The organism is Pedobacter africanus (assembly GCF_040548825.1).
GTDB lineage: Bacteria > Bacteroidota > Bacteroidia > Sphingobacteriales > Sphingobacteriaceae > Pedobacter > Pedobacter africanus_A.
Genome location: NZ_JBEPSL010000001.1, coordinates 1,152,695 through 1,176,467 on the forward strand (window position 1 = coordinate 1,152,695; position 23,773 = coordinate 1,176,467).

24 protein-coding genes and 1 riboswitch are annotated in these 23,773 nt (G+C 43.5%); of the genes, 12 read left to right on the forward strand and 12 right to left on the reverse strand.

All coding sequences use genetic code 11. The features are described 5' to 3' along the window. The first annotated feature begins 3 nt into the window (after positions 1-3). A complete protein-coding gene (locus tag ABIE26_RS04645) occupies positions 4-954 on the forward strand; it encodes a D-2-hydroxyacid dehydrogenase (RefSeq protein ID WP_310139517.1) in 951 nt (316 codons plus the stop codon). A gap of 63 nt (positions 955-1,017) precedes the next feature. Then, positions 1,018-2,259, forward strand: a complete 1,242-nt coding sequence (locus tag ABIE26_RS04650; protein ID WP_310139516.1) for a DUF1015 domain-containing protein — start codon at positions 1,018-1,020, stop codon at positions 2,257-2,259. On the opposite strand, the gene ABIE26_RS04655 is transcribed toward ABIE26_RS04650, so the two are convergent. The 4 genes from ABIE26_RS04655 to ABIE26_RS04670 are packed head-to-tail and all read right to left on the reverse strand — an operon-like array spanning position 2,252 to position 3,981. Further along, positions 2,252-2,398 (reverse strand): hypothetical protein, encoded by a 147-nt coding sequence (locus ABIE26_RS04655; protein WP_310139514.1) that lies wholly within the window; start codon positions 2,396-2,398, stop codon positions 2,252-2,254. The genes ABIE26_RS04650 and ABIE26_RS04655 overlap by 8 nt on opposite strands. Next, positions 2,379-2,900 (reverse strand): hypothetical protein, encoded by a 522-nt coding sequence (locus ABIE26_RS04660; RefSeq protein ID WP_310139511.1) that lies wholly within the window; start codon positions 2,898-2,900, stop codon positions 2,379-2,381. The genes ABIE26_RS04655 and ABIE26_RS04660 overlap by 20 nt, the downstream gene beginning before the upstream one ends. A 13-nt stretch (positions 2,901-2,913) precedes the next feature. Next, a complete protein-coding gene (locus ABIE26_RS04665) occupies positions 2,914-3,198 on the reverse strand; it encodes a putative quinol monooxygenase (protein WP_310139508.1) in 285 nt (94 codons plus the stop codon). Between the two features lie 3 nt (positions 3,199-3,201). Next, positions 3,202-3,981, reverse strand: coding sequence for an SAM hydrolase/SAM-dependent halogenase family protein (locus tag ABIE26_RS04670; protein WP_310139505.1), 780 nt, complete (start codon positions 3,979-3,981; stop codon positions 3,202-3,204). A gap of 102 nt (positions 3,982-4,083) precedes the next feature. On the opposite strand from ABIE26_RS04670, the gene ABIE26_RS04675 reads away from it, so the two are divergent. The 4 genes from ABIE26_RS04675 (at position 4,084) to ABIE26_RS04690 (ending at position 7,405) form a co-directional block, all read left to right on the forward strand. Beyond that, positions 4,084-5,055: a PhoH family protein gene (locus ABIE26_RS04675; RefSeq protein ID WP_310139502.1), complete on the forward strand. Its 972-nt coding sequence runs from the start codon at positions 4,084-4,086 to the stop codon at positions 5,053-5,055. A 36-nt stretch (positions 5,056-5,091) separates the two neighbouring features. After that, entirely contained in the window at positions 5,092-6,036 is a 945-nt protein-coding gene (locus ABIE26_RS04680; protein ID WP_310139501.1) for a phosphoribosylaminoimidazolesuccinocarboxamide synthase, read from the forward strand. A gap of 68 nt (positions 6,037-6,104) precedes the next feature. After that, a complete protein-coding gene (locus ABIE26_RS04685; protein WP_310139500.1) occupies positions 6,105-6,491 on the forward strand; it encodes an STAS domain-containing protein in 387 nt (128 codons plus the stop codon). Next, a complete protein-coding gene (locus ABIE26_RS04690) occupies positions 6,491-7,405 on the forward strand; it encodes a ribonuclease Z (protein WP_310139498.1) in 915 nt (304 codons plus the stop codon). The genes ABIE26_RS04685 and ABIE26_RS04690 overlap by 1 nt, the downstream gene beginning before the upstream one ends. Positions 7,406-7,448: 43 nt before the next feature. Here ABIE26_RS04690 and ABIE26_RS04695 read toward each other — a convergent pair whose 3' ends face one another. From ABIE26_RS04695 to ABIE26_RS04705, 3 genes are read right to left on the reverse strand one after another with little or no spacing between them, the layout of a single operon-like run. Continuing rightward, positions 7,449-8,402 (reverse strand): MlaD family protein, encoded by a 954-nt coding sequence (locus tag ABIE26_RS04695; RefSeq protein WP_310139497.1) that lies wholly within the window; start codon positions 8,400-8,402, stop codon positions 7,449-7,451. After that, complete coding sequence (locus ABIE26_RS04700) at positions 8,403-9,248, reverse strand: N-acetylmuramoyl-L-alanine amidase family protein (RefSeq protein WP_310139490.1); 846 nt, start codon at positions 9,246-9,248, stop codon at positions 8,403-8,405. Positions 9,249-9,287: 39 nt separating this feature from the next. After that, positions 9,288-10,166, reverse strand: coding sequence for an N-acetylmuramoyl-L-alanine amidase family protein (locus tag ABIE26_RS04705; protein ID WP_409035653.1), 879 nt, complete (start codon positions 10,164-10,166; stop codon positions 9,288-9,290). Between the two features lie 158 nt (positions 10,167-10,324). Here ABIE26_RS04705 and ABIE26_RS04710 point away from each other — a divergent pair, with 158 nt between their 5' ends. Genes ABIE26_RS04710 through ABIE26_RS04720 form a run of 3 tightly spaced genes read left to right on the forward strand, consistent with a single transcriptional unit; the run spans position 10,325 to position 15,558 of the window. Then, the gene (locus ABIE26_RS04710; RefSeq protein WP_354375120.1) at positions 10,325-12,904 is read left to right on the forward strand and encodes a putative LPS assembly protein LptD; all 2,580 of its coding nucleotides are present in this window, start codon (positions 10,325-10,327) and stop codon (positions 12,902-12,904) included. 12 nt (positions 12,905-12,916) lie between these two features. Next, entirely contained in the window at positions 12,917-14,164 is a 1,248-nt protein-coding gene (locus tag ABIE26_RS04715; RefSeq protein WP_310139483.1) for a competence/damage-inducible protein A, read from the forward strand. Between the two features lie 50 nt (positions 14,165-14,214). Further along, positions 14,215-15,558 (forward strand): dihydrolipoamide acetyltransferase family protein, encoded by a 1,344-nt coding sequence (locus ABIE26_RS04720; RefSeq protein WP_310139481.1) that lies wholly within the window; start codon positions 14,215-14,217, stop codon positions 15,556-15,558. Positions 15,559-15,617: 59 nt separating this feature from the next. On the opposite strand, the gene ABIE26_RS04725 is transcribed toward ABIE26_RS04720, so the two are convergent. The 4 genes from ABIE26_RS04725 to ABIE26_RS04740 form a co-directional block, all read right to left on the reverse strand. Beyond that, a complete protein-coding gene (locus tag ABIE26_RS04725; protein ID WP_310139478.1) occupies positions 15,618-16,862 on the reverse strand; it encodes a homoserine dehydrogenase in 1,245 nt (414 codons plus the stop codon). Positions 16,863-16,868: 6 nt separating this feature from the next. Next, on the reverse strand, positions 16,869-17,927 hold the full coding sequence (locus tag ABIE26_RS04730; protein WP_310139476.1) for a homoserine O-acetyltransferase family protein: 1,059 nt from the start codon (positions 17,925-17,927) through the stop codon (positions 16,869-16,871). A 25-nt stretch (positions 17,928-17,952) separates the two neighbouring features. Continuing rightward, entirely contained in the window at positions 17,953-19,257 is a 1,305-nt protein-coding gene (locus ABIE26_RS04735) for an O-acetylhomoserine aminocarboxypropyltransferase/cysteine synthase family protein (RefSeq protein ID WP_310139473.1), read from the reverse strand. A 234-nt stretch (positions 19,258-19,491) separates the two neighbouring features. After that, positions 19,492-19,605: riboswitch (SAM riboswitch) on the reverse strand. Positions 19,606-19,764: 159 nt separating this feature from the next. Continuing rightward, positions 19,765-20,880, reverse strand: coding sequence for a trans-sulfuration enzyme family protein (locus ABIE26_RS04740; RefSeq protein ID WP_310139470.1), 1,116 nt, complete (start codon positions 20,878-20,880; stop codon positions 19,765-19,767). Between the two features lie 116 nt (positions 20,881-20,996). Here ABIE26_RS04740 and ABIE26_RS04745 point away from each other — a divergent pair, with 116 nt between their 5' ends. Next, on the forward strand, positions 20,997-21,491 hold the full coding sequence (locus ABIE26_RS04745) for a lipocalin family protein (protein ID WP_310139467.1): 495 nt from the start codon (positions 20,997-20,999) through the stop codon (positions 21,489-21,491). A 199-nt stretch (positions 21,492-21,690) separates the two neighbouring features. Here the strand turns inward: ABIE26_RS04745 and ABIE26_RS04750 are convergent, their stop codons facing one another. Continuing rightward, positions 21,691-21,840 (reverse strand): hypothetical protein, encoded by a 150-nt coding sequence (locus ABIE26_RS04750; protein ID WP_310139465.1) that lies wholly within the window; start codon positions 21,838-21,840, stop codon positions 21,691-21,693. A 125-nt stretch (positions 21,841-21,965) separates the two neighbouring features. Between ABIE26_RS04750 and mqnE the strand changes: the two genes are divergently transcribed. Continuing rightward, positions 21,966-23,159 carry an aminofutalosine synthase MqnE gene (gene mqnE, locus ABIE26_RS04755; protein ID WP_310139462.1) on the forward strand — a complete coding sequence of 398 codons (1,194 nt, stop codon included), beginning with the start codon at positions 21,966-21,968 and terminating at the stop codon, positions 23,157-23,159. After that, positions 23,160-23,771 (forward strand): histidine phosphatase family protein, encoded by a 612-nt coding sequence (locus ABIE26_RS04760; protein ID WP_310139461.1) that lies wholly within the window; start codon positions 23,160-23,162, stop codon positions 23,769-23,771. The last annotated feature ends 2 nt before the right edge of the window (positions 23,772-23,773 follow it).

Genomic DNA, 23,773 nt, shown 5'->3' on the forward strand with positions numbered 1-23,773 from the left:
TTAATGATTAAGATCCTTGCAAACGATGGGATAGATCCCATTGGTAAAACTTTACTGGAGCAGGCAGGTTTTGTAGTAGATACAGAAACTGTGCCTCAGGACCAATTAGCCGAAGCGTTAAAGAATTATGATGGAATTACTGTACGTAGTGCCACACAGCTGCGTAAAGAGTTGATAGACCAATGCCCCAATATTAAATTGATTGGTCGTGGTGGTGTGGGTATGGACAATATTGATGTGGAATACGCCCGCAGTAAAGGCATTGCTGTGGTAAATACCCCTGCTGCATCTTCTTTATCTGTTGCTGAACTGGTATTCGGACACCTGTTTACCGGTGTACGTTTTTTACAGGATGCGAACAGAAAAATGCCAGTTGAAGGCAATACCAAATTCAATGCATTGAAAAAAGCCTATGCCAAAGGCACGGAGTTGCGTGGAAAAACGATCGGTATCATTGGCTTCGGAAGGATTGGTCGCGAAACTGCAACTGTGGCTCTGGGCCTGGGCATGAACGTATTGGCTTACGATCTTTTCCCTTTTGAAGGCAACATTACCCTGAACCTTCAGGGTGGCATTAAGGTAGATATCCCTGTAAAAACAGTATCGCTGGAAGAAGTGATCAGCAATAGTGATTTCATCAGCTTGCATACACCTTTTGCGGATAAACCTATCCTGGGTGCAGCGGAATTTGAAAAAATGAAAACAGGTGTTGGCGTGGTAAACTGCTCAAGGGGTGGTACCATCGATGAGACCGCTTTGATCGCTGCTTTAGACAGCGGTAAAGTAGCTTTTGCAGGCCTGGATGTGTTTGATAACGAGCCTACACCAGCTGCAGCGATTTTACAGCACGCAAAAATATCTTTAACGCCTCATATTGGTGCTTCTACCAATGAAGCACAGGAACGCATCGGTACGGAACTGGCAACATTGATTATTGAGCATTTTAGTAAATAGTAAGAATTGAAAAAAGGGTACCTGATTAAGGTCGGGTACCCTTTTTGTTTTTAAACCAAATATATGCCTGAAATTAAGCCATTCTGTGCGCTTAAACCCGCTGTTCATTTGCAGGAGCAAGTCGTAACGTGGCCGCTTGAAAATTACAGTACGGGCGAAGCACGCCTGATTGCTTCAGAAAACCCATGCAGTTTTCTGCACCTGATTGATCCTGAACTGGATAACCCATATCTGCGCGGAACAAGGCAGGAACTGATTTTTAAAAAGATCAGCGAAAACCTGGAAGGCTTTATAGAACACAATTACCTGGTTAAACAGCAGCAACCTGCCATTTACATTTACCAGGTGAGCCATGACGGCCTGGTTCAAACCGGCATCTGGACATTGACACACATCAGCGATTACCTGGAAAACAGGATAAAAAAACACGAATCTACAGTTGAACGCAGAGAACGCCTTTTGGCTGATTATCTGCAGCAAACCGGACTGGATGCAAACCCGGTATTGGTTACCTATCACCCGGATGCAGTGGTAGAGCAGCTTACAACGAAGTATGTAAAACAAAAGCCTGATCTGGATTTTGTATTTAAGGATGGCACTGTGCATAAGGTATGGGCAATTACAGATGCGGGCGACCTTATGGCTATTGTTAAAGCCTTTGCAGAAATGTCCGTGGTTTATATTGCTGATGGCCATCACCGCGCGGCATCTATGGCAAAGATGGGCCTGCAGAAACAGGCGCTGAATGCAGATAAACATGACGGTACAGAACTTTACAATTATTTTAGCACCGTTTACATGAATACCCGGGAGGTAAAGGTGCTGGAATTCAACCGGCTGGTCCGGGATCTTGGCGGTTTAGACAGGGAAGCGTTTATTGCAGCGATTTCCACTTCATTTGAAGTAGAGAAAGCTGCTGAAATGGTGCAGCCTGCTTTACACAAAATAGGGATGTACCTTAAAGGACAATGGTATGCACTCCGGCCAAATCGGGAGATTTACAACGAAAATGATCCGGTTGATGTGCTTGATGTCAGTATTTTGCAGAACTTTATCCTGGGACCTGTTTTGAACATCAATGATCCGAGAACGGATGCCAGGATTACTTTTGAAGGGGGTAGGACACCGGTTCAGGCATTGCAGACCAAGGTAGACAATGAATTGTTTGCCCTAGCATTTGTGCTGTACCCTACGGCGGTTGAGCAGGTAATAGCCGTTGCTGATGCCGGAGGGGTAATGCCGCCTAAATCGACCTGGGTTGAACCCAAGTTCCTGGTGGGGCTGCTCACCAGTTTCTTTAATTAAGAGAATTGGTCAAGGCCCAGTACCTGTAACCCAATATGGCTTTTTGCATCGTCGTAAGTTTCATCGGGTCTTTTTTGTACAAACTGGGCAGCACTGCATTGTTGAGCTTTACCAATAATTTAAACAGTTGCTTTTTCATTTTTTTTCATTTTTCTGAGGCATATAATGGTCATTGTCCCGGTTAGTATGCTAAATAGCCCCAGCAGGACAGAAGTAAAATTTTTCGCTTTCCTCAGGGTTTTCGCTTCGTCCTTTAATTTCTGGTTCTGGTCCTGCAGGGTTTTTATGGATTGTTTATAATTCTGTATCCGGTTGCTGGTTTCATTTGCATCGGTTTTAACCTGCCTCACTTCCAGGTCTTTGTATTCCATCAATACCTTCAGCTCATTGAAAATGTTATTGTCGTTCAAAACAATCTGCCTCAATATTTCATTGGAATTGCGGATGTCTTTTTTGGTCTGGAACCCAAAAATACCTGTCCGTGCATTCAGGCTCTCGTCGTATTGACCAAATCTTGCGCTTCTTTCGGCCAGGAGGGCATTTACCCTCAGGCGCTGGGTTTGATAGGCACTGGTATCGGTCTGAAAGGCAACAGCACTAAGACCAGCTGTTAGCAGTAAAAAGAAAAGGATATAATGCATATTTCGTTTTTTGTTATTTACCGAGCAAACTCCATGCCTCAGCTTTAATCCGGAAATTTGGCTTAACCTGTGCCCAGGTGGTTCTAAAAAGTTCTGAATTGCGGTAAGCGTTTAAATGTTGCTCGTCTTGCCAGTGGCTGATGGTAAAAAATACACTCGGATCGTCATGGTCTTGCAGCAGTTGCACACTATGGCAGCCTTCAAAAGCACTGATCCGGGGTTGTACTGCCTTGAACAGCTGTTGAAATTCTTTTATAAATTCCGGATGGAAATGCATTTTAACCAGACGTACCAGCATAGCTTAAGGATGAAATTCGACCCTGATGATGTCGTTCAGATGCAGGCCCAGCAGGCCGCTGGCCTTGCCCTTGTTGATGGCAATCTCGAGGTGGTTACTGATGCCAAACAGGCAGAGTTTTTCGCCTTCAGGAACTTCATTGTAATGCCAGCTTAGCTGACTGATGGTTTCGCTTTTTCTGAAGTAAAGCGTAAAATCCCTGTTGCGTTGAATTTTGGTGAACAGCTCTTTGGTGATATTGGTAATTACATTACTGAAGGTATCGATGTAAATGACGCTTCCCCTGATGATGTCGCGCTCAATAACCGGTGCCAGTAGCATTCTTTCTTCCACACTGTCGGTAGCCACCCCTATATCTTTAAGTTTTGCCCCTTTCGCCAGCTGAGTGGCCGCTTTAACAAAAATATCAACTAAAGGGAAGTGCAGGTATTTAAGGTCCTGCATAATGTTAAGTTCAACAATCTCCTCGGGCTTCTCGTCAAAAAGTAAAGAAAAGACCCCGTTATCTGCCCCTACAAAAAAATGATCCTTGTGTTTTAAGGCAATGTATTTGGTATGCTGACTGAACACGGAATCAATACCGATGAGGTGAACGGTGCCCTTTGGGAAATAAGGATAAACGTTCTTTAAAACAAATGCTGCATGCGAGATATTGAAGGATGGTACCTCATGTGTCACATCAACGATAGTAGCAGTAGGCAAGATGCTCAGGATACTCCCCTTAAGGGCAGCCTGATAGAAATCTTTTGAACCTAAATCTGTCGTTAATGTAATAATGGCCATTAAAAATTGAATATTTATTCTTAATCTTGCGTAAGCGGCAAATCGCGTACAAATATTCAATTTTTATATCAAAATATACACTCCTATCTAAAAAACAATATTTTGAACGAACTTAAATTAACATTAGAATCGGTAGATCCGGTACAATTTTGGGGCACCAATAATGAGCATTACGAGCTGATAAAAAATGCTTTTCCGAAACTTAAAGTTGTAGCAAGAGGGAATGAGGTTAAGGTACTTGGTGACGATCAGGAACTTAAGGGCTTTGAACAGAAATACAATCAGCTGCTTGGGCATCTGGAGAAGTACAGTTCGTTAACGCCAAATGATGTGGAGTCGATTTTAGTGGCAAAGAAAGTACCGGCTGCTGCTACCGAAAACGGAGCAGAGAAAGCTGCAACCGGTGGTGGTGGAGGTGAAGTGATTGTATATGGTACCAACGGCTTGCTGGTAAAAGCAAGGACAACCAATCAGCGGAGGATGGTAGACAGCATCGGTAAAAACGATATTCTGTTTGCAATCGGTCCTGCCGGAACCGGAAAAACCTATACTGCCGTTGCTTTGGCGGTAAGGGCTTTGAAAAATAAAGAGATCAAACGGATTATATTGACGCGTCCCGCCGTAGAAGCAGGAGAGAACCTGGGCTTTTTACCGGGCGACCTGAAAGAAAAGGTTGACCCTTATCTGCGCCCTTTATACGACGCCCTGGATGACATGATCCCGGCCGAGAAGCTGAAAACCTATATAGAAAACAGGACTATCGAGATTGCACCCCTGGCATTTATGCGGGGAAGGACGCTCGACAATTGTTTTGTAATCCTGGACGAGGCACAGAATGCAACCGACCTGCAGCTGAAAATGTTCCTGACCCGTATGGGGCCATCAGCAAAGTTCATCGTAACAGGTGATGTGACACAGGTGGATTTGCCTAAAAAACAAATGTCGGGCCTGCACAATGCATTGCGCATCCTCGATGATATTCCCGGCATAGAGATCATTTACCTGACTGGAGAAGACGTGGTAAGGCACAAACTGGTAAAAAGAATACTAAAAGCCTACGGCGATATACAATAATATTAAACAATCAATAAACGCTTTTTGGCAAACAGCATGACAGCAATTAAAGAAACAAATTTTAGCTTTCCAAAGCAGACTAATTTTTATAAGGGGAAAGTGCGCGACGTTTACACCATTGATAACCGTTTTATGGCCATGGTGGTGACCGACAGAATCTCTGCTTTTGATGTGGTTTTACCTGAGGCCATCCCTTTTAAAGGACAGGTGCTGAACCAGATTGCGGCTAAATTTTTAAGTGCAACAAAAGACATTGTTCCGAACTGGGTAATTGGTGTGCCCGATGAGATGGTAACTGTTGGCCGCATATGCGAGCCTTTTAAAGTAGAGATGGTGGTGCGGGGATACCTTGCCGGACATGCCTGGAGAGAGTACAGTGCCGGAAAACGCAGTGTTTGCGGGGTTTCCCTGCCTGAAGGTTTAAAAGAGAACGATAAGCTGCCAAAGCCGATCATTACGCCAACAACAAAAGCAGCGGTAGGGCACGACGAAGATATATCCCGGGAGGATATCCTGGCTAAAGGAATTGTTTCCCTGGCCGATTATACCCAGCTGGAAGCCCATACCTATGCTTTATATGAGCGTGGTACACAGATGGCTGCTGAACGTGGTTTGATCCTGGTGGATACCAAATATGAATTTGGAAAGGTTGGCGATGAAATCTACCTGATCGATGAGATCCATACGCCCGACTCTTCCCGTTACTTTTATGCCGAAGGTTATGCCGAAAGACAGGAAAAAGGCGAAGCCCAGAAACAGCTGTCTAAAGAGTTTGTAAGGAAATGGTTAATTGAAAATGGTTTCCAGGGAAAAGACGGACAAAGCATACCGTTGATGACACCGGAAATTGTGAATTCGATCTCCGAGCGTTACATAGAACTTTACGAGCAGATCACGGGTGATAATTTTGTGAAAAACGAACAGACCGATGTAACTGCACGCATTGAAAAAAATGTGAATAGCTTTTTAAATACGCTATAAGTTTTAAACAGCTCCTTATTATCCAGATAAAAATAATTACTTTCGTATTAGACTAAACAATCAATATCATGAAATTTTCAGTAGATAAGCATGAAAAGTATGTTGTATTAAAGCTCAATGAATCGAAGCTTACAAACGACAATACACCGAAGTTGAAATCTGAGTTCATTTTATTGAACACAGAAGGATACTGTAACATCGTGGTTGATCTTTCGGCTGTGAAACAATGCGATGACTCCCAGGACCTGAGCTCCCTGCTTTTTGGCGACAGGCTTTGCAAAAAAGCAAACGGATTGTTCATTGTTACAGGAGTGAATGAGGTTTTAGCCAAAATACTGGAGATGTCTAACCTCGACCAGTCGCTGACCATTGTAGCTAAAGTTGATGAAGCTACCGACCTGATCTTTATGGAGGAAATAGAGAAAGAATTGCTGGGGGGCGTAGATAAAGGTTAATGAAGTTTGAGGTTACTATTTTAGGCAGCAGTTCTGCAACCCCTGTATACAATAGGAATCCTACCGCCCAGCTTTTAAATTGCAATGAAAAATTCTACCTGATTGATTGCGGGGAAGGTACCCAGCAGCAATTGATCAGGTTTGGGATTAAAGCAAACAAAATAGATTTCGTATTTATCAGTCATTTGCATGGCGATCATTATTTCGGATTGATTGGCTTATTGTCGAGTTTACACCTCAATGGACGCATTAAGCCAATGAAAATATTCGGGCCACCGGCCCTTGCAGAGATACTGGAACTTCAGTTTAAGCATTCGGAAACCGTAATCCGCTACCCTATAGAGTTTGTAGCTACACAGGCTGATGAGTCTGTGCAGATTTTCGAAAATGCGGATCTGACTGTGGAGACCATCATTTTAAACCACAGGATTCCTTGTACAGGGTTTAAGTTTGTACAAAAGAAACGGTTGCGTAAGCTAATGATTGAAAGACTCGAAGCAGATAGGGTTCCGGTTGAATACTATCCGCTGTTGAAGAGAGGGGCGGATTTGGATTTGCCAGATGGTACAACCCTGTTAAACGCGGAATATACCACTGATTCTGAACGCCCAAGAACATATTGCTACTGTTCAGATACATTGATGGACGAACGTTATTTTGAAAGTATAAAAGGTGCTGACCTGTTGTATCACGAAGCTACCTTTTTACAGGACATGCTGGAACGGGCAAACCAGACCCATCATACGACAGCATTACAGGCCGGACAAGTTGCTAAAGCTACCGGGGCAGTAAAACTGCTCATCGGTCATTTTTCTTCACGTTACAAGACTTTACCGCCGCTTTTAGAGGAGGCCCGGACGGCATTTGAAAACACAGAGCTGGCCCTGGAAGGTAATACTTATTCCATACCATAAAAAAGCCCCGGCGTTTGCCGGGGCTTTTTTATGGCCATGTATGTTATTTGTCCTTTTTGTTACCACCGCCGAATACAGAGAAATGAACGTAACGTTTAGGGTTCTGTTTCAGGTCAATCATCAGGTTATCCAGACTTTTTGAAGCGTTATTCAGGTTATCGTACATTTTGGTGTCGTTAACGAGTAAGCCGAGTGAACCTTGCCCATTATTAATTTTACTCACTATGGTCTGAAGATCGGCCATAGCTTTGTTTGCATTGTCTATGGTTTGCTTAAAGTTGGCAGCAGCAACCTGATCGGTAATGGTGTTGATGTTATCAAGAATGCCGTTGATCTTTTCATTGTTCTTTTTTAAATTGTTGGAAATGGCTTCAACATTGGCAAGAATTGCCGAAACTCTTGAGCCTTCGGAGCCTACCAGATTGTCTACTTTTTTAGAGGTTGCCTCTAAAGAAGCAAGGGTAGAAGCGATACTGTTGAAGCTTTTGTCGACATTCTTTTGAAAGTTAGGGTTCAGAATGGCATTTACACTGGTCAGGATAGAATCCATTTTACCAATGATCAGCTCAGCTTTTTTCTGAACCGGCTGTACAGTTTCAAGCAGGCCTTTTGCTACATTGGCGTTCAGGGTATCTCCATCATGTGCAAAATCCTGCCCGGTTCCCAACTCCATCACAATCGCTTTGCTGCCCAGAAGGTCTGTTCCCTCCAGTTTTGCAATACTGTTCTTAGGAATCTCGTATTTCCCTTTGATCTTCAAAGTGGCCAGGATACTTCCGTCCGATTGTAGCTGCAGCTGGTCCACACGTCCGATCTGAAAACCATTGATCAAAACGGGCTTGGATACGCCCAGACCGTCTACGCGGGGGTACCGTGCATACAGGACAGTCTCATTAGAGAAAATGGCATTACCTTTTAAAAAATTATACCCGATAATTAATAAGGCGATGGAAAAGGCTGCCAGTATGCCTACTTTAGTTTCGTTTGCGATTTTCATTTAATTGACTTCAGTTTCTTTTTTATATGTTTTAACTGCCTTAAATATCGAATTTACAATTTCTTCCTGTCCGTTAGCTGAATTCATATAATCTTCTTCGCTTGGATTGGAAATAAATCCGATCTCTGTTAATACAGCTGGCATTCCACATCGTTGTAAAATCAAAATGCCCTGCTCTTTTACACCCCTGTTAACCCTGTTATTGTCGTTGGTATAGTTGTTCTGGATTAACCGGGCCAGCTTAAGGCTTTTATCTCTAAATGTATTTTTGAACAAAGATAGTATAATAAATGTTTCCGGATCGTTCGGGTCGTAGCCATCGTAGTTTTGTTTGTAGTTTTTTTCCAGCTTGATATCGGCATTCTCCCTTATGGCCACATCCTGCTCATCCAGGCGGTGCGATCCCGCAACAAAAGTTTCGGTGCCACTGGTACTGGTGTTTTTTACATAACCATACTTGGCTATTCTTTTTCCATTTTTAGCCTTGGTGTAACCGGTGATCACCTTTCTGTCGGGCATGGAGTTGCAATGAATGGAAATAAAGATGTCGGCCTTGTTGTCGTTGGCCAGGGCGGCCCTTTTGTGAAACTCCACGTCAATATCTGTTTTCCTGGTGTACAGGATTTTAACATCAGGCATTTCTTCTTCAAACTTTTTGCCCAGTTTTAAGGCCACTTTTAAGGCTACGTTCTTCTCCAGTGAATAGCTTCCTGCAGCTCCGGATTTTGGTCCTCCATGACCGGCATCAATAACAATGGTTTTAACTCTATATCCCTGAGAAAAAGTAGTTTGTGTACTTATAATTAATGAAACGGCAAGCAGGAATATACATTTTTTCAATCTCATCTCTCTTTATTCTGTGTTTAAAATTTTCCAATACTGGTGTTATCCTTCAATTCCTTTCCTATAATTCTGAATAGCCTTCAATAAGCATTCCGTAATTTCGTTCTGTCCAGTCTCAGAGTTCATGTAATTCTCTTCATCAGGATTGCTGATGAAACCAATTTCTGTTAAAATGGCCGGCATTCCCGCACGTGCCAGTACGGCCAGGCTCTTTTCCTGTACACCTCTGTCTACGCGCCCAACACTTACATACTGGTCTTGCACCAGCTTGGCCAGCTTTAAGCTCTGCGTCCGGAAAGTATTTTTCATGAGCGAAAGGATGATGTAGTTTTCCGGATTGTTGGGATCAAAACCTTCATAGTTCTCTTTATAGTTGTCTTCCAGAAATATGGCCGCATTTTCCCTTTTGATCACTTCGTCCTGCTCATTCATCCGACCCATCCCCGATACAAAGGTTTCTACGCCGCGTGTTGACGTGCTTTTGCGGTAAACAGTTTCATAAATGGGTGTTTTTTTACCCTTTTTGCCTTTTTTGTATCCAGTGATAACCGTCGATCTATGAACCGGCATATCGTTGCAATGGATAGAGATAAATAGGTCGGCCTTGGCATTGTTGGCAATGGCAATCCGCTCATAAAGCGGGATGAATACATCGGTTGTCCGGGTGTAGATGACCTTAACATCTTTCATGTTGGCTTCTATAGCAGCACCCAGGTGCAACGCTGTTTTCAGGGCCACATCTTTTTCGGTAGAGTACAAACCCCGGGTAGAGCCGTCGCGCCCTCCGTGACCTGCATCTATAACTATAGTTTTTATTTTGTATTCTTGTGTAAATGCCTGGTAATTAGACAGGATAATAAAAATAAAAGAAATAAATACGATCAAAATTGCATTTGGTCTGAGCAATGGTATATTTTTCATTAATTTTGAACGTTTTGGATTAAACATTAATGCAAAAATAACATTCACACACGAATTTGAAACTTTTACGCTACATCATTTTTTTAAAAACGATTGTTTTATTAACATCTGTTAGTAACCATGCTTTTGCATTTAATTCTTTTTCAGGCTTTCAGGTTGTGCAGCAAATAGATACCCTAAAAAAAGATACAACCAAAAAAGCAAGCCTTCAAACCAACCCAAAAGATACCACGGCTTCTGAAAAAATCCAATATACCGCCAAAGACTCTATTGCTTTTAGTAAAGATAGCAGCGTAGTCTATCTGTATGGAAAAGCCAGGGTAATTTATCAGGGGTTGGAACTGGATGCAGAATTCATCAAGTACGACAACAGGACCAACTTAATTTATGCCCGTGGAACCACAGATGCGAAAGGGAAATACATTGGCAGGCCTATTTTTAAAATGGAGGGGCAGAGTACATCTCTGGCTGACTCATTGGTATTCAATACCGTAACAAAGGCGGGGAATATCTGGGGTGTGTATACAGAACAAGAGGGTGGTTTTTTTACCGGAGGTAAAGCCAAAAAGCAGCCCGACGACGAGATTCACAGTAAAGGACAAACTTACAGTACCTGTAATTTACCACATCCACATTTCGGGATCCATTTTACCAAGGCCATTGTAACGGAAAATCAGATCATTGCCGGGCCCCTTTACCTGAAAATAGAAGACATTCCTTTACCCCTGGGTTTGCCTTTTGCGTTTTTTCCTAAACCCAATAAAAAAAGCTCAGGGATCATACTGCCCAGTCCGGGCGAGGATTACAGCCGGGGTTTCTTTTTAAGGGATGGGGGGTATTACCTTGGTTTGAGCGACTATTGGGATGCCAAAATTACCGGAACAATCTACTCCTATGGCTCATTTGATACCAACATTGCATCCAACTATACCAAAAGGTATAAGCACAATGGCAACATCAATTTCAGGTATGCTTATACCAAGAATGGTACGGAAGGAACGAAGGATTTCAGTAAAGGAAGGGATTTCCGCATCAACTGGAGCCACCAGCAAAATGCCAATGCAAAGCCTGGAACAACTTTCTCTGCCTCTGTTGATGCAGGAACGTCATTGTATGACCAGCGGACAGGCGCAGGGGGGACTTACGATCCGAATATGACCGCAAGGAATACTTTTGGATCCAGTATTTCCTATAGCAGGACCTTTGGTAACGGGATCCAGATGACCAGTGCTTTGCGGCACAATCAGGAAACTGCAACCAGAAATGTAAGTTTGACCCTGCCTGATGTTACCCTGTCTGTGCCTACGTTTAACCCTTTTGACTCTAAAAAAAGGGTGGGCGAACAGAAGTGGTACCAGAAAATTACAGTGGGTTACAACATGCAGGCGACCAACCAGATCAGCTCACCGGATTCCTTGCTGTTCAGAAAAGAAGCCCTTAAAAAGTTCAGAAACGGGGTGCAGCATACCATTCCCATCAATATGGCCTTCAATGTGCTGAAGTATTTTAACTTTAACGTAGGTACATCCTATACCGAGAAATGGCACTTTCAGTCGATCCGGAAAACCTACGCCAAGGTGCCAGGTAAATCGGATGCAATATTTATAGATACCATACCGGGTTTTAACCGTTCGGGCCAGTACGGCATCAACGGCGGACTTTCCACAAAAGTCTATTCAACTGCACAGTTCAAAAACCTGGGCAACTTTAAAGCGTTGCGCCATGTAATGACCCCAAGCGTGAGCTTTAACTATACACCGGATTTTTCTGACGTCAGTAAGGGCAATTATAAATACGCTTATTACCAGAACGGGGAGCAGGTATTTGAAAGGGATTATAAGGGCAACATCATCCCCACTAAATATTCCATTCATGAGTCTTCGCAGTATGGCGGCCCTGGTATCGGAAAATCTGCATCTATGAGTTTCTCGCTGGATAATATAGTGGAAGCGAAGGTTTTATCGGCTAAAGACACCACCGGTACCGGAGAGAAGAAAATCCCGATCATTCAAGGTCTGAGCATCAATGGTTCCTATAACTTCCTGGCCGAAAATTTCAAGTTATCTGACCTGAACTTCAGCGGACGTTCACAGTTTACAGATAAGCTGGGCATCAACTATTACGGTACCTTAAACCCATACCTGTATGAGGATTATACCAATGAATTTACTGGTGCCAGGGACAGAAGAAAGATAGACAGGTACACCTGGACCCAGGGTAAATTTCCACGCTTAACGAATTTTGGTTTTTCATTCAACTACAGTCTGAACCCCGAGGCCCTGAAACGCAAAAATGAAACCGAAGACAAGCTGAAAGAGCAGGCCAACAGAGGGGGAATGACTCCTGAACAGGCAGAGGCCCTGGCTCTGGTGAGCCGCGACCCGAATGCTTTTGTTGATTTTAATATTCCATGGAACTTCGCCTTTGCTTATACTTTTAACTATCGGACAGATGAAGTGAGCCGCAATGGTACAGTAACCAATACCCTTAACTTTAACGGTGATGCCAACATTACCCCGAAATGGAAAGTTACTTTCAGCTCGGGCTGGGATTTCCAGAAGAAAACTATTTCCCAGACCAATTTTTCAATTTACCGCGATCTGCATTGCTGGGACATGAGCTTTACCTGGGTACCTTTTGGTTTCTATCAAAGTTATTCGGTAGATATAAAAGTAAAAGCTTCTATCCTGCAGGACCTGAAACTGAGCAAGAGAAAAGGATTTTATACCAGATTCTAAACACATTTTATTATGCTAGCTGAAATTATAACCATTGGTGATGAAATACTGATTGGTCAGGTTGTGGATACCAATTCTGCATGGATGGCCACTCAGCTGAACCTGATCGGCATCAGGGTGAAACAAATCACATCAGTGTCCGACGATGCAGATCACATTACAGAGGCCCTGAAACTGGCCGAAAAACGGGCTGATATCATTTTAATGACAGGTGGCTTAGGGCCTACTAAAGATGACATCACCAAAATCACGCTGGCCAGGTATTTTAATATGGAACTCAGAAGGGACCAGGCTACATTGGATCACGTGACAGATATCTTCACACGCTTCAACAGGCCGATGATAGACATGAACCGCAAGCAGGCCGATGTGCCGGATGGCTGTACGGTGATCCAGAATAAAAATGGCACGGCACCCTGCATGTGGTTTGAAAACCAGGGACGTATTATTGTGTCTATGCCTGGTGTGCCATTTGAGATGATGTACCTGATGGAAGAGGAAATCCTGCCCCGTCTGCAGCAGGCCTTTAAAATGCCGGCTATTCTCCATAAAACCATATTGACTGCAGGTATAGGGGAATCTTTCCTGGCCTTTGAGTTGGAAGAGATAGAAGGCAGTTTACCAGCACATATTAAACTGGCTTATCTGCCTAAATTAGGCCAGATCAGGCTAAGGTTAAGTGGCAGTGGGGCAGACGAGGAACTGTTAAGTAAAGAAATTGAACATTATGCACAACTCATCATAAACAAAGCCGGGAAATATGTCGTGATAGACCAGGACATTGCGCTCGAAAAAGCGCTGCTAAAGATTATGGAAAAGAAAAAACTGACTTTATCTACCGCAGAAAGCTGTACAGGCGGACATATTGCGCAATTGATTACCCAGCATCCCGGCTGTTCGGCCGTATTTGCCGGTGGTGCTGTTACTTATTCCAATGCCTTGAAAATGTCTGTCCTTGGTGTAAAAGCGTCAACACTGGATGCGCATGGAGCCGTAAGCGAGCAGACCGTAAAAGAAATGGCCCTGGGTGCAATCCATCATTTTAAAACAGATTATGCTGTTGCAGTAAGTGGAGTTGCTGGCCCCGACGGTGGAACCGAGCAGAAACCGGTTGGAACAGTGTGGATTGCAGTGGCAAATCAAGATCGTGTAACTGCAAGGCTGTTCAATTTTAGCGGGCGCAGGGCACAGAATATAGAGCGTGCTGCAGTAGCTGCTTTGACAATGGTTTTGAATGAGCTGAAACAAGATGTGGCTTAAGTCTGCAAAATACTTTACTTTTGCACCTGATACAAATCATAAAATAAAAAATGGCTCAATACGAATTATTGTTACCTAAAATGGGGGAGAGCGTTGCAGAGGCAACCATTATTAAATGGGTTAAGCAGCCCGGCGATCAGGTGAACCTGGACGATACGATTCTGGAGATTGCTACGGATAAGGTTGATTCTGAAGTGCCATCACCTGTTTCAGGTAAATTGGTAAAGCAATTATTTAAAGAAGACGATATTGTACAGGTAGGTGCGGTAATTGCCATCATAGAAACTGATGCTTCAGCTTCAGTTGATACGGAAATTAAAGTGGAAATGCCTGTGGTTTCAGCTGAGCCGGTTGCGGAAATCATCTTGGAAAATATTCCGGGAACTGAGCAGCTTCCTGCTGATTTTACATCAGATCGGTTCTATTCTCCGCTGGTAAAAAATATTGCTGCGCAAGAGGGGATTACCGTTAACGAACTGGATGGTATTACTGGTACGGGCGCTGAAGGACGTTTAACAAAAGACGACCTGTTAAATTATGTGCAAAGTAAAAAAGGCAGTAGTCCGGTTGCCGCTGCTCCGGTAAATAAACCTCAGCCAGAGCCTGTGAAACCTGCGGCTTCGCTGGAAACACCTCCACAAAGTCCAAAAGCTGCAACTCAGCCTGCTGCATCCAGCATGGGCGGGGCAGATGAGATTGTTGAAATGGACAGGATGCGCAAGCTGATTGCTGAACATATGGTGATGAGCAAGCAGACCTCTCCGCACGTTACTTCCTTTGTTGAAGCAGATGTGACGAATATGGTGATGTGGCGTGAAAAGGTTAAAAGGAATTTTGAGAAACGTGAAAACGAAAAAATTACTTTTACGCCCATCTTTGTTGAGGCCGTAAGTAAAGCGATAAAAGATTATCCGATGATCAATGTATCCGTAAACGGTACGCAGATCATCAAGAAGAAGGACATCAATATAGGGATGGCAGCTGCTTTGCCTAGTGGTAACCTGATTGTTCCGGTCATCAAAAACGCGGATGAATTGAATCTGCTGGGTTTAACCAAAGCAGTTAACGACCTGGCGGGGCGCGCCCGTGCTTCAAAACTGAAACCAGACGAAACTCAGAACGGTACTTTTACCTTAACAAATGTAGGGTCTTTTGGTAATGTGATGGGCACGCCGATCATCAATCAGCCTCAGGTGGCTATCCTTGCGGTTGGTGCGATTAAAAAGAAACCTGCAGTTCTGGAAACGGAGTTTGGGGATGTGATTGCCATCAGGCACATGATGTTCCTGTCACTTTCCTACGATCACAGGGTTGTAGATGGTGCTTTGGGCGGCTCTTTTGTACGTAGGGTGGCAGATTACCTCGAGAACTGGGATGTGAACAGAGAACTATAAAAAACAGTATAACATAAAAAAGGCCCCAATCGGGGCCTTTTTTATGTCAAAACAAAAAATTAATTAAAAAAAGTGGCTTCTTCTTCAGCTACAGATTTCAGCTGCTGCTCCGTATAGGTGTATTTTCCGGTATGGGCAATAAAAATATCTTTCTGCTCCAGTAACTCGCGGTTGGCCAGTAAGCTCTTAAGGCTTACACTTCCAATCACATATTTGTAGTCATCGCGGGTAAAGCGTTCTACGATATTTTCGATCTTTAATTTTTCGATGGTATATTCATGTGTATAACGCAGGTAAACTTCCAGGTTTACATCGTCAGTATGTACAAGGCCATTATGCTGGTGGTATTTTTTGTACTCATAGCGATAATCGTACCTTAAAGCTGCAATGTCCGATAAAACTGCCGCACCTGTAGGGTGGCCACCAGCGCCTTTTCCGAAGAAGAACTGCTTGTCGGCAAATGCCGCCTGAACGGTAACCCCGTTGTATTCGTTTTCTACATTGAAAAGGAAATCGTCTGATTTTACGAATTTAGGCAATACATAGGTCACCACCTGCTTGGTACTGATTTTGCGCGCAGTTGGTACCAGTTTAATTTTAAAGTTCTTTTCACGGGCATACCTGATGTCATTCTCCGACAGGTGTTGTATTCCTACATTAAGAATTTTATCCGGGTTAATGAACAGTCCGTAGGCATGTGCAGTAGCAATGGCCAGCTTAAATTTAGGGTCGTACCCACCCACATCCAGGATGGGGTTTGTTTCTGCAAAACCAAGATCCTGTGCTTGCTTTAAGGCCACACCATATTCCAGGTTCTCATTAAATATTTTCGATAAAATATAGTTTGATGAGCCGTTGAATATACCGCTGATGCCATGCAGCAGTTCATTGTCGTAATACTCTTCCAGGTTACGGATAATCGGGATACTGCCGCATACAGCACCTTCATACAACAAAGACACATTATGCTTCTCCTGTAGTTCAACAAGTTCGGCAAGGTGTGTGGCGATCATCTTTTTATTGGCAGAAACTACGTTTTTACCGCTTATTAATGCTCTTTTAACAATATTGAAAGCCACATCGGCATCATCAATCAGTTCTACAATGGTATTGATCTCTGTATTGTTCAGCAATACATCATGATCTGTTGTAAAAAGGTGGGCGTCAAGCGTCCGCTTTTTCTCCGGGTTTTTGATGGCGATCTTAATGATCTCGAGGTTTAAATCCTGGCCACGAATGATGTCGTGTAATCCCTGACCAACTACTCCAAAACCAAATAATCCAATTTTAAGTTTCTTGCTCATCTATTATTATGCTGTTTTATGTAATTTAATTATTTTCTTGTTCGTACTTTCCTTCAGGAAATTGCCAATGACATTCGTCAGGGTATCTGTCTCAATTAAGAAGCCATCATGGCCATAGGCTGATTTTAAACTGTAAAATTCTGCCCCCTGTATGTTCCTGGCCAGGTATTCCTGTTCCGACTGTGGAAAAAGCATGTCGTTTTCAATGCCAATTACGAGCGTATTTGCTTTTACAAGGGCCAGGGCCTCTGTAATACTGTTACGGTCCCTTCCTACATTATGGCTGTCCATCGCTTTGCTCAGGTACCAATAACTATAGGCATTAAAGCGTTTGCATAGCTTTTCACCCTGGTAGTTCTGGTAAGATGAGGCCCTGAAGCCACCTGTTTTATCGTTAACGCTTTCCAATTGGGTTGCTGCATAGGCATCGTATGTTCTGTAAGATAAAAGTGCAATGCTTCTGGCTACTTTTAGGCCTTTTAAACCGCCATCTGGCTTTTGAGCGTAAAAACTCCGGTCGGTAGTAATGGCCAGACGCTGACTTTCATTGAAAGCAATGCCCCAGGGCGAATGAAGGGCATTGGTTGCAATCAAAATCAGGTTCTCAATAGCAGCAGGATCTGTTATCGACCATTCCAAAGCCTGTTGTCCACCCAGCGAACCGCCGATCAGTACCTTTATATTGCTGATCCCCAAGTGCGCAGCCAGTAAGCGGTGTGCCGCAACGAGGTCCCGGATTGAAAACTCCGGAAAAGCCAAGTAATAAGGTTGACCCGTTACCGGGTTTGTGCTTAGCGGACTGGTACTGCCATAATGCGAACCCAGCACATTTGCACAGATGATGAAATGCTCATCAGGGTTAAACAGGGCATTGTTGCCAAACAATCCTTTCCACCAGTCCAGCACATCAGAATTTGCAGTAAGTGCATGGCAGGCCCAAATTACATTGTCCTTTTTAGCGTTCAGCTTTCCGTAAGTCTGGTAAGCAATATCCAGCTTACGCAGCTTTTTGCCGTTTTCCAGTTTAAAGATCTTGGTGTAATTATATGTGGAAATTGTACTCATTATTAATTTTGATGAAGGGTATTGTCTATTTTTTTAGGCTGTTGAAAGCCTGTTCAAAATCGGCTTTGATATCGTCTATGTGTTCTATACCTACTGATACCCGGAGCTGATTAGGCTTAACACCTGCTGCCACCTGTTCGGCATCACTCAACTGCTGATGTGTGGTTGCCGAAGGCTGTATGATCAGTGTTTTTGCATCTCCTACGTTTGCGAGGTGGCTTACCAGTTTAAGACTGTCTACCAATGCCGTGGCTTGTGCCTTATCGCCCTGCAGCTCAAACGACAATACTGCACCGAAGCCATTTTGCAGGTATTTTTTTGCATTGGCATGGTATGGGCTGCTCTCCAGTCCAGGATAGCTTACACTTTTTACAGCAGGATTTTTTTCCAGCCAGGTGGCCAGTGCCAGTGCATTGTCTACATGGCGCTGTACCCGAAGCGATAAGGTTTCCAGTCCCTGCAGCAGCAGGAAGGAGTTAAAAGGGGAGATGGCAGGACCAAAATCCCTTAATCCCTCAACACGGGCACGAATGATGAACTGGATATTCCCGAAGGGGCCCCCAATGCCAAATACATCGTTAAATACCAATCCGTGGTAACCTTCAGCAGGTTCAGTAAACTGCTTAAATTTGCCATTGCCCCAGTTGTAGGTTCCGCCGTCAACAATTACCCCGCCAATGCTGGTACCATGTCCGCCTATCCATTTGGTAGCCGACTGTACCACAATGTGCGCACCGTGTTCCAGGGGCTTAAACAAGTAACCTGCCGCACCGAAAGTATTGTCGACAATGAGGGGAAGGTCGTGCTTATTGGCTATGGCCGATATTCTTTCAAAATCGATGATGCTGAAAGCCGGATTGCCTATGCTTTCCAGGTAGATAGCTTTGGTTCTGGCATCTATTTTGGCTTCAAAATCTGAAGGATCATCGCCATTGGCAAATTTAACTTCGATGCCCAGGCGTTTAAAACCAACTTTAAACTGATTGTAGGAGCCTCCATACAAATGAGAGGAGGAAACAAAATTATCGCCTGATTCCAGTATGTTGTTTAAAGCGATGAACTGGGCCGCCTGTCCAGATGACACTGCCAGTGCGGCAACCCCACCTTCCAGCGCAGCAATACGTTTTTCAAATACATCCGTAGTCGGGTTCATGATACGGGTGTAAATGTTGCCAAACTCTTTCAGGGCAAACAGGTTTGCACCGTGTTCAGAGTTTTTGAAGCCATAAGAAGTGGTTTGATATATAGGAACGGCCCTTGAACCTGTTGTAGGATCTATTTCCTGGCCGGCATGGACCTGTAAAGTTTCGAATTTATGAGAAGCAGACATATTATCTTTTATCTTTTATTTTTTATATGGTTTAATTAATTTTTTAGCACTTACTCCTGGCATAGGCATGCAAGCGGAGCATGTTTATTGGCGTACCCAAAGGGGCCTTCCGGATGGATCAAAAAAATGCAAAAGGAAGATTTTAAGGATTATTGTATGCAACAGCACATACACATGGTATGTTTGGGGCAACAATAATGACGAAGAATTGAAATAATCGTTTTCATATGTTTTAATTTATCTTTCCAAACGGCACCATGCCGGTTGGTCAGGAATTGGCACCTTCTCCATTTTGGGAGGGTTGCCAGTGGGTCACAGAGCCTGTCTCTCGCCACTTCTTTATAAATCAAACCCGATTAGAGGTATTGACTTGATTAGCTTTCGCTAAATAATGTCACAAATGTAGGGTTATGTGCTAAAATAATCAAAATTAAATTCTGAATATTCTTTAATTGATTGATTATTAATAGTATAAAGTTTTATTTGTTGTTGTTTTTGACCAGTTTTTTAGGTTAAAGCCTGCTCAAAATCAGCAATTAAGTCGTCAATATGCTCAAGTCCTGCTGATATCCGAATTAAATTTTGTGGCGTTTTGGTGTTTGGCCCTTCTACAGATGCGCGGTGTTCCACCAGGCTTTCCACCCCTCCAAGGCTGGTTGCCTGAGCAAACAGTTTTACTTTATTTACAACTTTCCGGGCATCATCTGCATTGCCCTTAACCAATATCGACAGCATTCCGCCAAAACCAGTCATTTGTGCTTTCGCAATTGCATGTCCGGGATGATGAGGAAGGCCGGGATAAAAGACCTGTGCTATCCGGGAATGTTTTTGCAGGTAAAGTGCAAGGGCCAGACCATTTTCGCAATGGCCTTTCATCCGGTAGGCCAGTGTTTTTAAGCTCCGCGACAGCAGAAAACAATCGAACGGTGAGGGTACTGCACCTCCTGTCTGCTGGATGTTCCTGATGCGTTCCCAGAATTCATTTTGTTGGGCGGTAACCAGAACTCCTCCCAGTACGTCACTATGGCCGCCGATGTATTTGGTAGAGGAATGCATCACTATATCAGCCCCCAATGTAATCGGGGTCTGCAAACTGGGCGAAGCAAAGGTACTGTCGCATGCCAGGATCAGTCCTTTCGATTTTGCGAGTTGAGCAACAGTCCTTATATCTGTAATTTTTAACAATGGGTTGGAAGGGGTTTCTGTCCAGATGAGCACGGTGTTTTTTTTGATGTGTTTCCCGATCAGTTCAATGTCTGTTAGGTCAATAAAATCGACTTCAATCGTATCTGCAAATATCGTCAGGAGTACTTTTTTTAGTCCCCAGTACATGTCGTCCGGGGCGATAATGTGACTGCCGGGCTTTAAAGCCTGGAAAACAGCCATCCCAGCGGTATTGCCGGATGAAAAGGCACAGGCATCCACACCTTTTTCCAGGACCGTCAGTGTTTGTTCCAGCGCCGAACGGTTGGGGTTACTCATCCGGCTGTACATGTGTCCACCAGAGTAGCCACCCTCCGCATTCCTTAAAAAGGTGGTTGACAAATTTATAGGTGCTGTAACATCTTTCGTGGCGCTTTCATATAAATTTCCTGCATGTATTGCCAGTGTTTCTGCTCTCATTATTATGGGGTTAAATGCTAAAATCTACAGTTGAAGTATAACAATGTTAAAGGTAAAAATAATTAACCCTAAGTTTTGGCAGGATTTATGTATTTAAAAAGTAAAAAATTCAAGATATGAAAAGAATATTCCTGATAGCAGCCATTTTATGCAGTTCATTAATGGTGCTGCAAAGCTGCTCACCAAAAGGTGCAGCTACTACCCAACAACCTTTAAAAAGAGGTAATATAACAGGTAACTGGGTTTTGAACGACATTACTTTTGAAGGGATTCCTCAGACTTCGGTAAAATCTTTGTTCGGAGAAAGTTCTTACAAGTGTTTTGTGGGTAGTACCTGGAGGTTAACCAATAGTGGTAATGGCAGCTATAGCTTGCCTGGTGGTGCCGATTGCGCAGCCAAAACACAAACCATTTACTGGTCGGCCAGCACAAAAGAAGATACTTTCCAGTTTAAAAAATTGTACGAAGGTGATAAAGCTAAAAATGTAACTGAAGGCTACAGAATGCTGCTTTCATCAACAGACGGACAGACGATGGTGATCAAAACACCTGTAGAGTACAGAAGTGCTACAGCTTATATCGTATTGAACTTTAATAAAGCTGCAAAATAAGAGGAAAAATAACTGTTCTCTTCTAAGGCTGGAACACAGCTTCGCAATGTTCCTAGCCCTTTTCAGAGCAGGTAATTTTTCTGGGAAAGCGTAAAAAAGAAAGCCTGCAATGTAATTGCGGGCTTTCTTTTTTAGTTTAGGCTTATTGCTTAGCGGGTTAGCGCTCGTATTTCCAGTTTCTGTGTTTACCTTCTGAAATTCACTCGGCAGCAGTTTTTAGCCTTTTTTCTCTGATGGGCTCGGTTTTGGCTTCTATATATTCCTTTTTCTGCGAAGGCCTGCATTTGTTGAAGTTTTCTAAAGCTGAAGCATTGATATAGGCTTCTATCCTTGCGTCGTATTTCTCCATGGTCGGTGTATGGCTTATCTAAAGATAAGAAAGATCTGTCTTTTACACAGTGCTGACAGGTAAAATCGGTTTTAAAAACAGGTATCTTACGATTTTATGCTACTTTTGTTCATTATACATTACAGATGGATACTACCTCAAAACTCGCATTGCTGCTGGAAGATACCGAGCTAAAGGCAGAGCTTAAGGCAATTGCCCGGAAAGTTCAGCAGCAGGAAAGGATTACTTTCGATGAAGGCGTTTACCTTTATGAACATGCTGAACTTGGTTACCTTGGCGTTCTGGCCAATTACATCAGGGAACAAAGGCATGGCGACCGTACTTATTTCAACCGCAACTTTCATATTGAACCTACCAATGTTTGCGTATACGACTGCAAGTTCTGCTCTTATTCGAGAATGATCAAGCAAAAGGAAGAAGGCTGGGAAATGAGCGTTGACGGAATGATGGACGTATTGAAAAAATACGATCATGAACCGGTAACCGAAGTACACATCACCGGAGGTGTTGTGCCCAAACAAAACCTGGAATTCTATAGCGATTTTTTCAGGAAAGCAAAGGCACATCGCCCTGAGCTTCACATTAAAGCATTAACACCGGTAGAGTATTACTACATCTTTAAAAAAGCCAGATTAAGTCATTACGACGGAATGAAATACCTGCAGGAAGCAGGCCTGGATTCTATGCCGGGGGGCGGGGCCGAGATTTTTCACCCCGAGGTACGTGAAAAGATTGCGCACGACAAATGCAATGCCGAACAATGGCTGGATATACATGAACAGGCACATAAACTGGGCATGAAAACCAATGCTACAATGTTGTATGGGCATATAGAACAGTTCTGGCACAGGGTAGACCATATGGAACGCCTGCGTCAGCAGCAAGATAAAACAGGAGGTTTTCAGGCTTTTATACCGCTTAAGTTCAGAAACCAGCACAACCAGATGGACCATGTGCCTGAAGTTTCTGTAATCGAGGATTTAAGGAATTATGCCATTGCCCGGATTTACATGGATAATTTTGACCACATTAAAGCTTACTGGGCGATGATCAGCAGGCAGACTGCACAGTTGTCGCTGAACTTTGGTGTAGACGATATTGACGGTACCTTAGACGATACCACCAAAATCTATTCAATGGCAGGTGCAGAAGAGCAGCATCCTGCAATGAGTACCCAGGAATTGGTAAGCCTGATCAAGCTGGTGAACCGTAAACCGATTGAAAGGGATACCCTGTACAATGTGGTTACAGACTATACAGATGTTACTTTTGGAGATGAGCCGAAACCACAATATTATAAACTGCCAGTAATCAACTAAATGGATAAAGAACTCTACATCATCAGGCATGGTGAAACCGATTTAAACAAACAGGGAATTGTACAGGGCAGGGGCATCAACAGCGATCTGAACGATACCGGCAGGATGCAGGCAGCTGCATTTTACAAGGCCTACAAAGCTGTGCCTTTTGACAAGGTATATACCTCTAAATTAAAGCGTACCCATCAAACGGTTAAAGGTTTTATAGATGCAGGTACACCCTGGGAGCAACTGGAAGGACTGGACGAACTGGCCTGGGGCATATGGGAAGGGAAACCTAACGACGAAAATGCCATTTGTGCTTTTAAAGGCCTGATGGAGCAATGGGAAGCGGGTGATTACGATGCCCATTTTGAAGGTGGCGAAAGTCCGAATGATGTGGTAAAAAGGGAACAGCAGGCGCTTGATATCATTAAGGCTGCTACGAATGAAAAAAGGGTGCTGGTTTGTATGCACGGCCGCGCCATGCGTTTATTCCTTTGCCTGCTTACCAACAAGCCTATTGCCGAAATGACAGCGTTTCCGCATCAGAACACTACACTTTATAAGGTTGAACTTAGTGGTGACCAGTTTGTGATCACTGAGTTTAACAATACCGATCATTTAAAATAAAT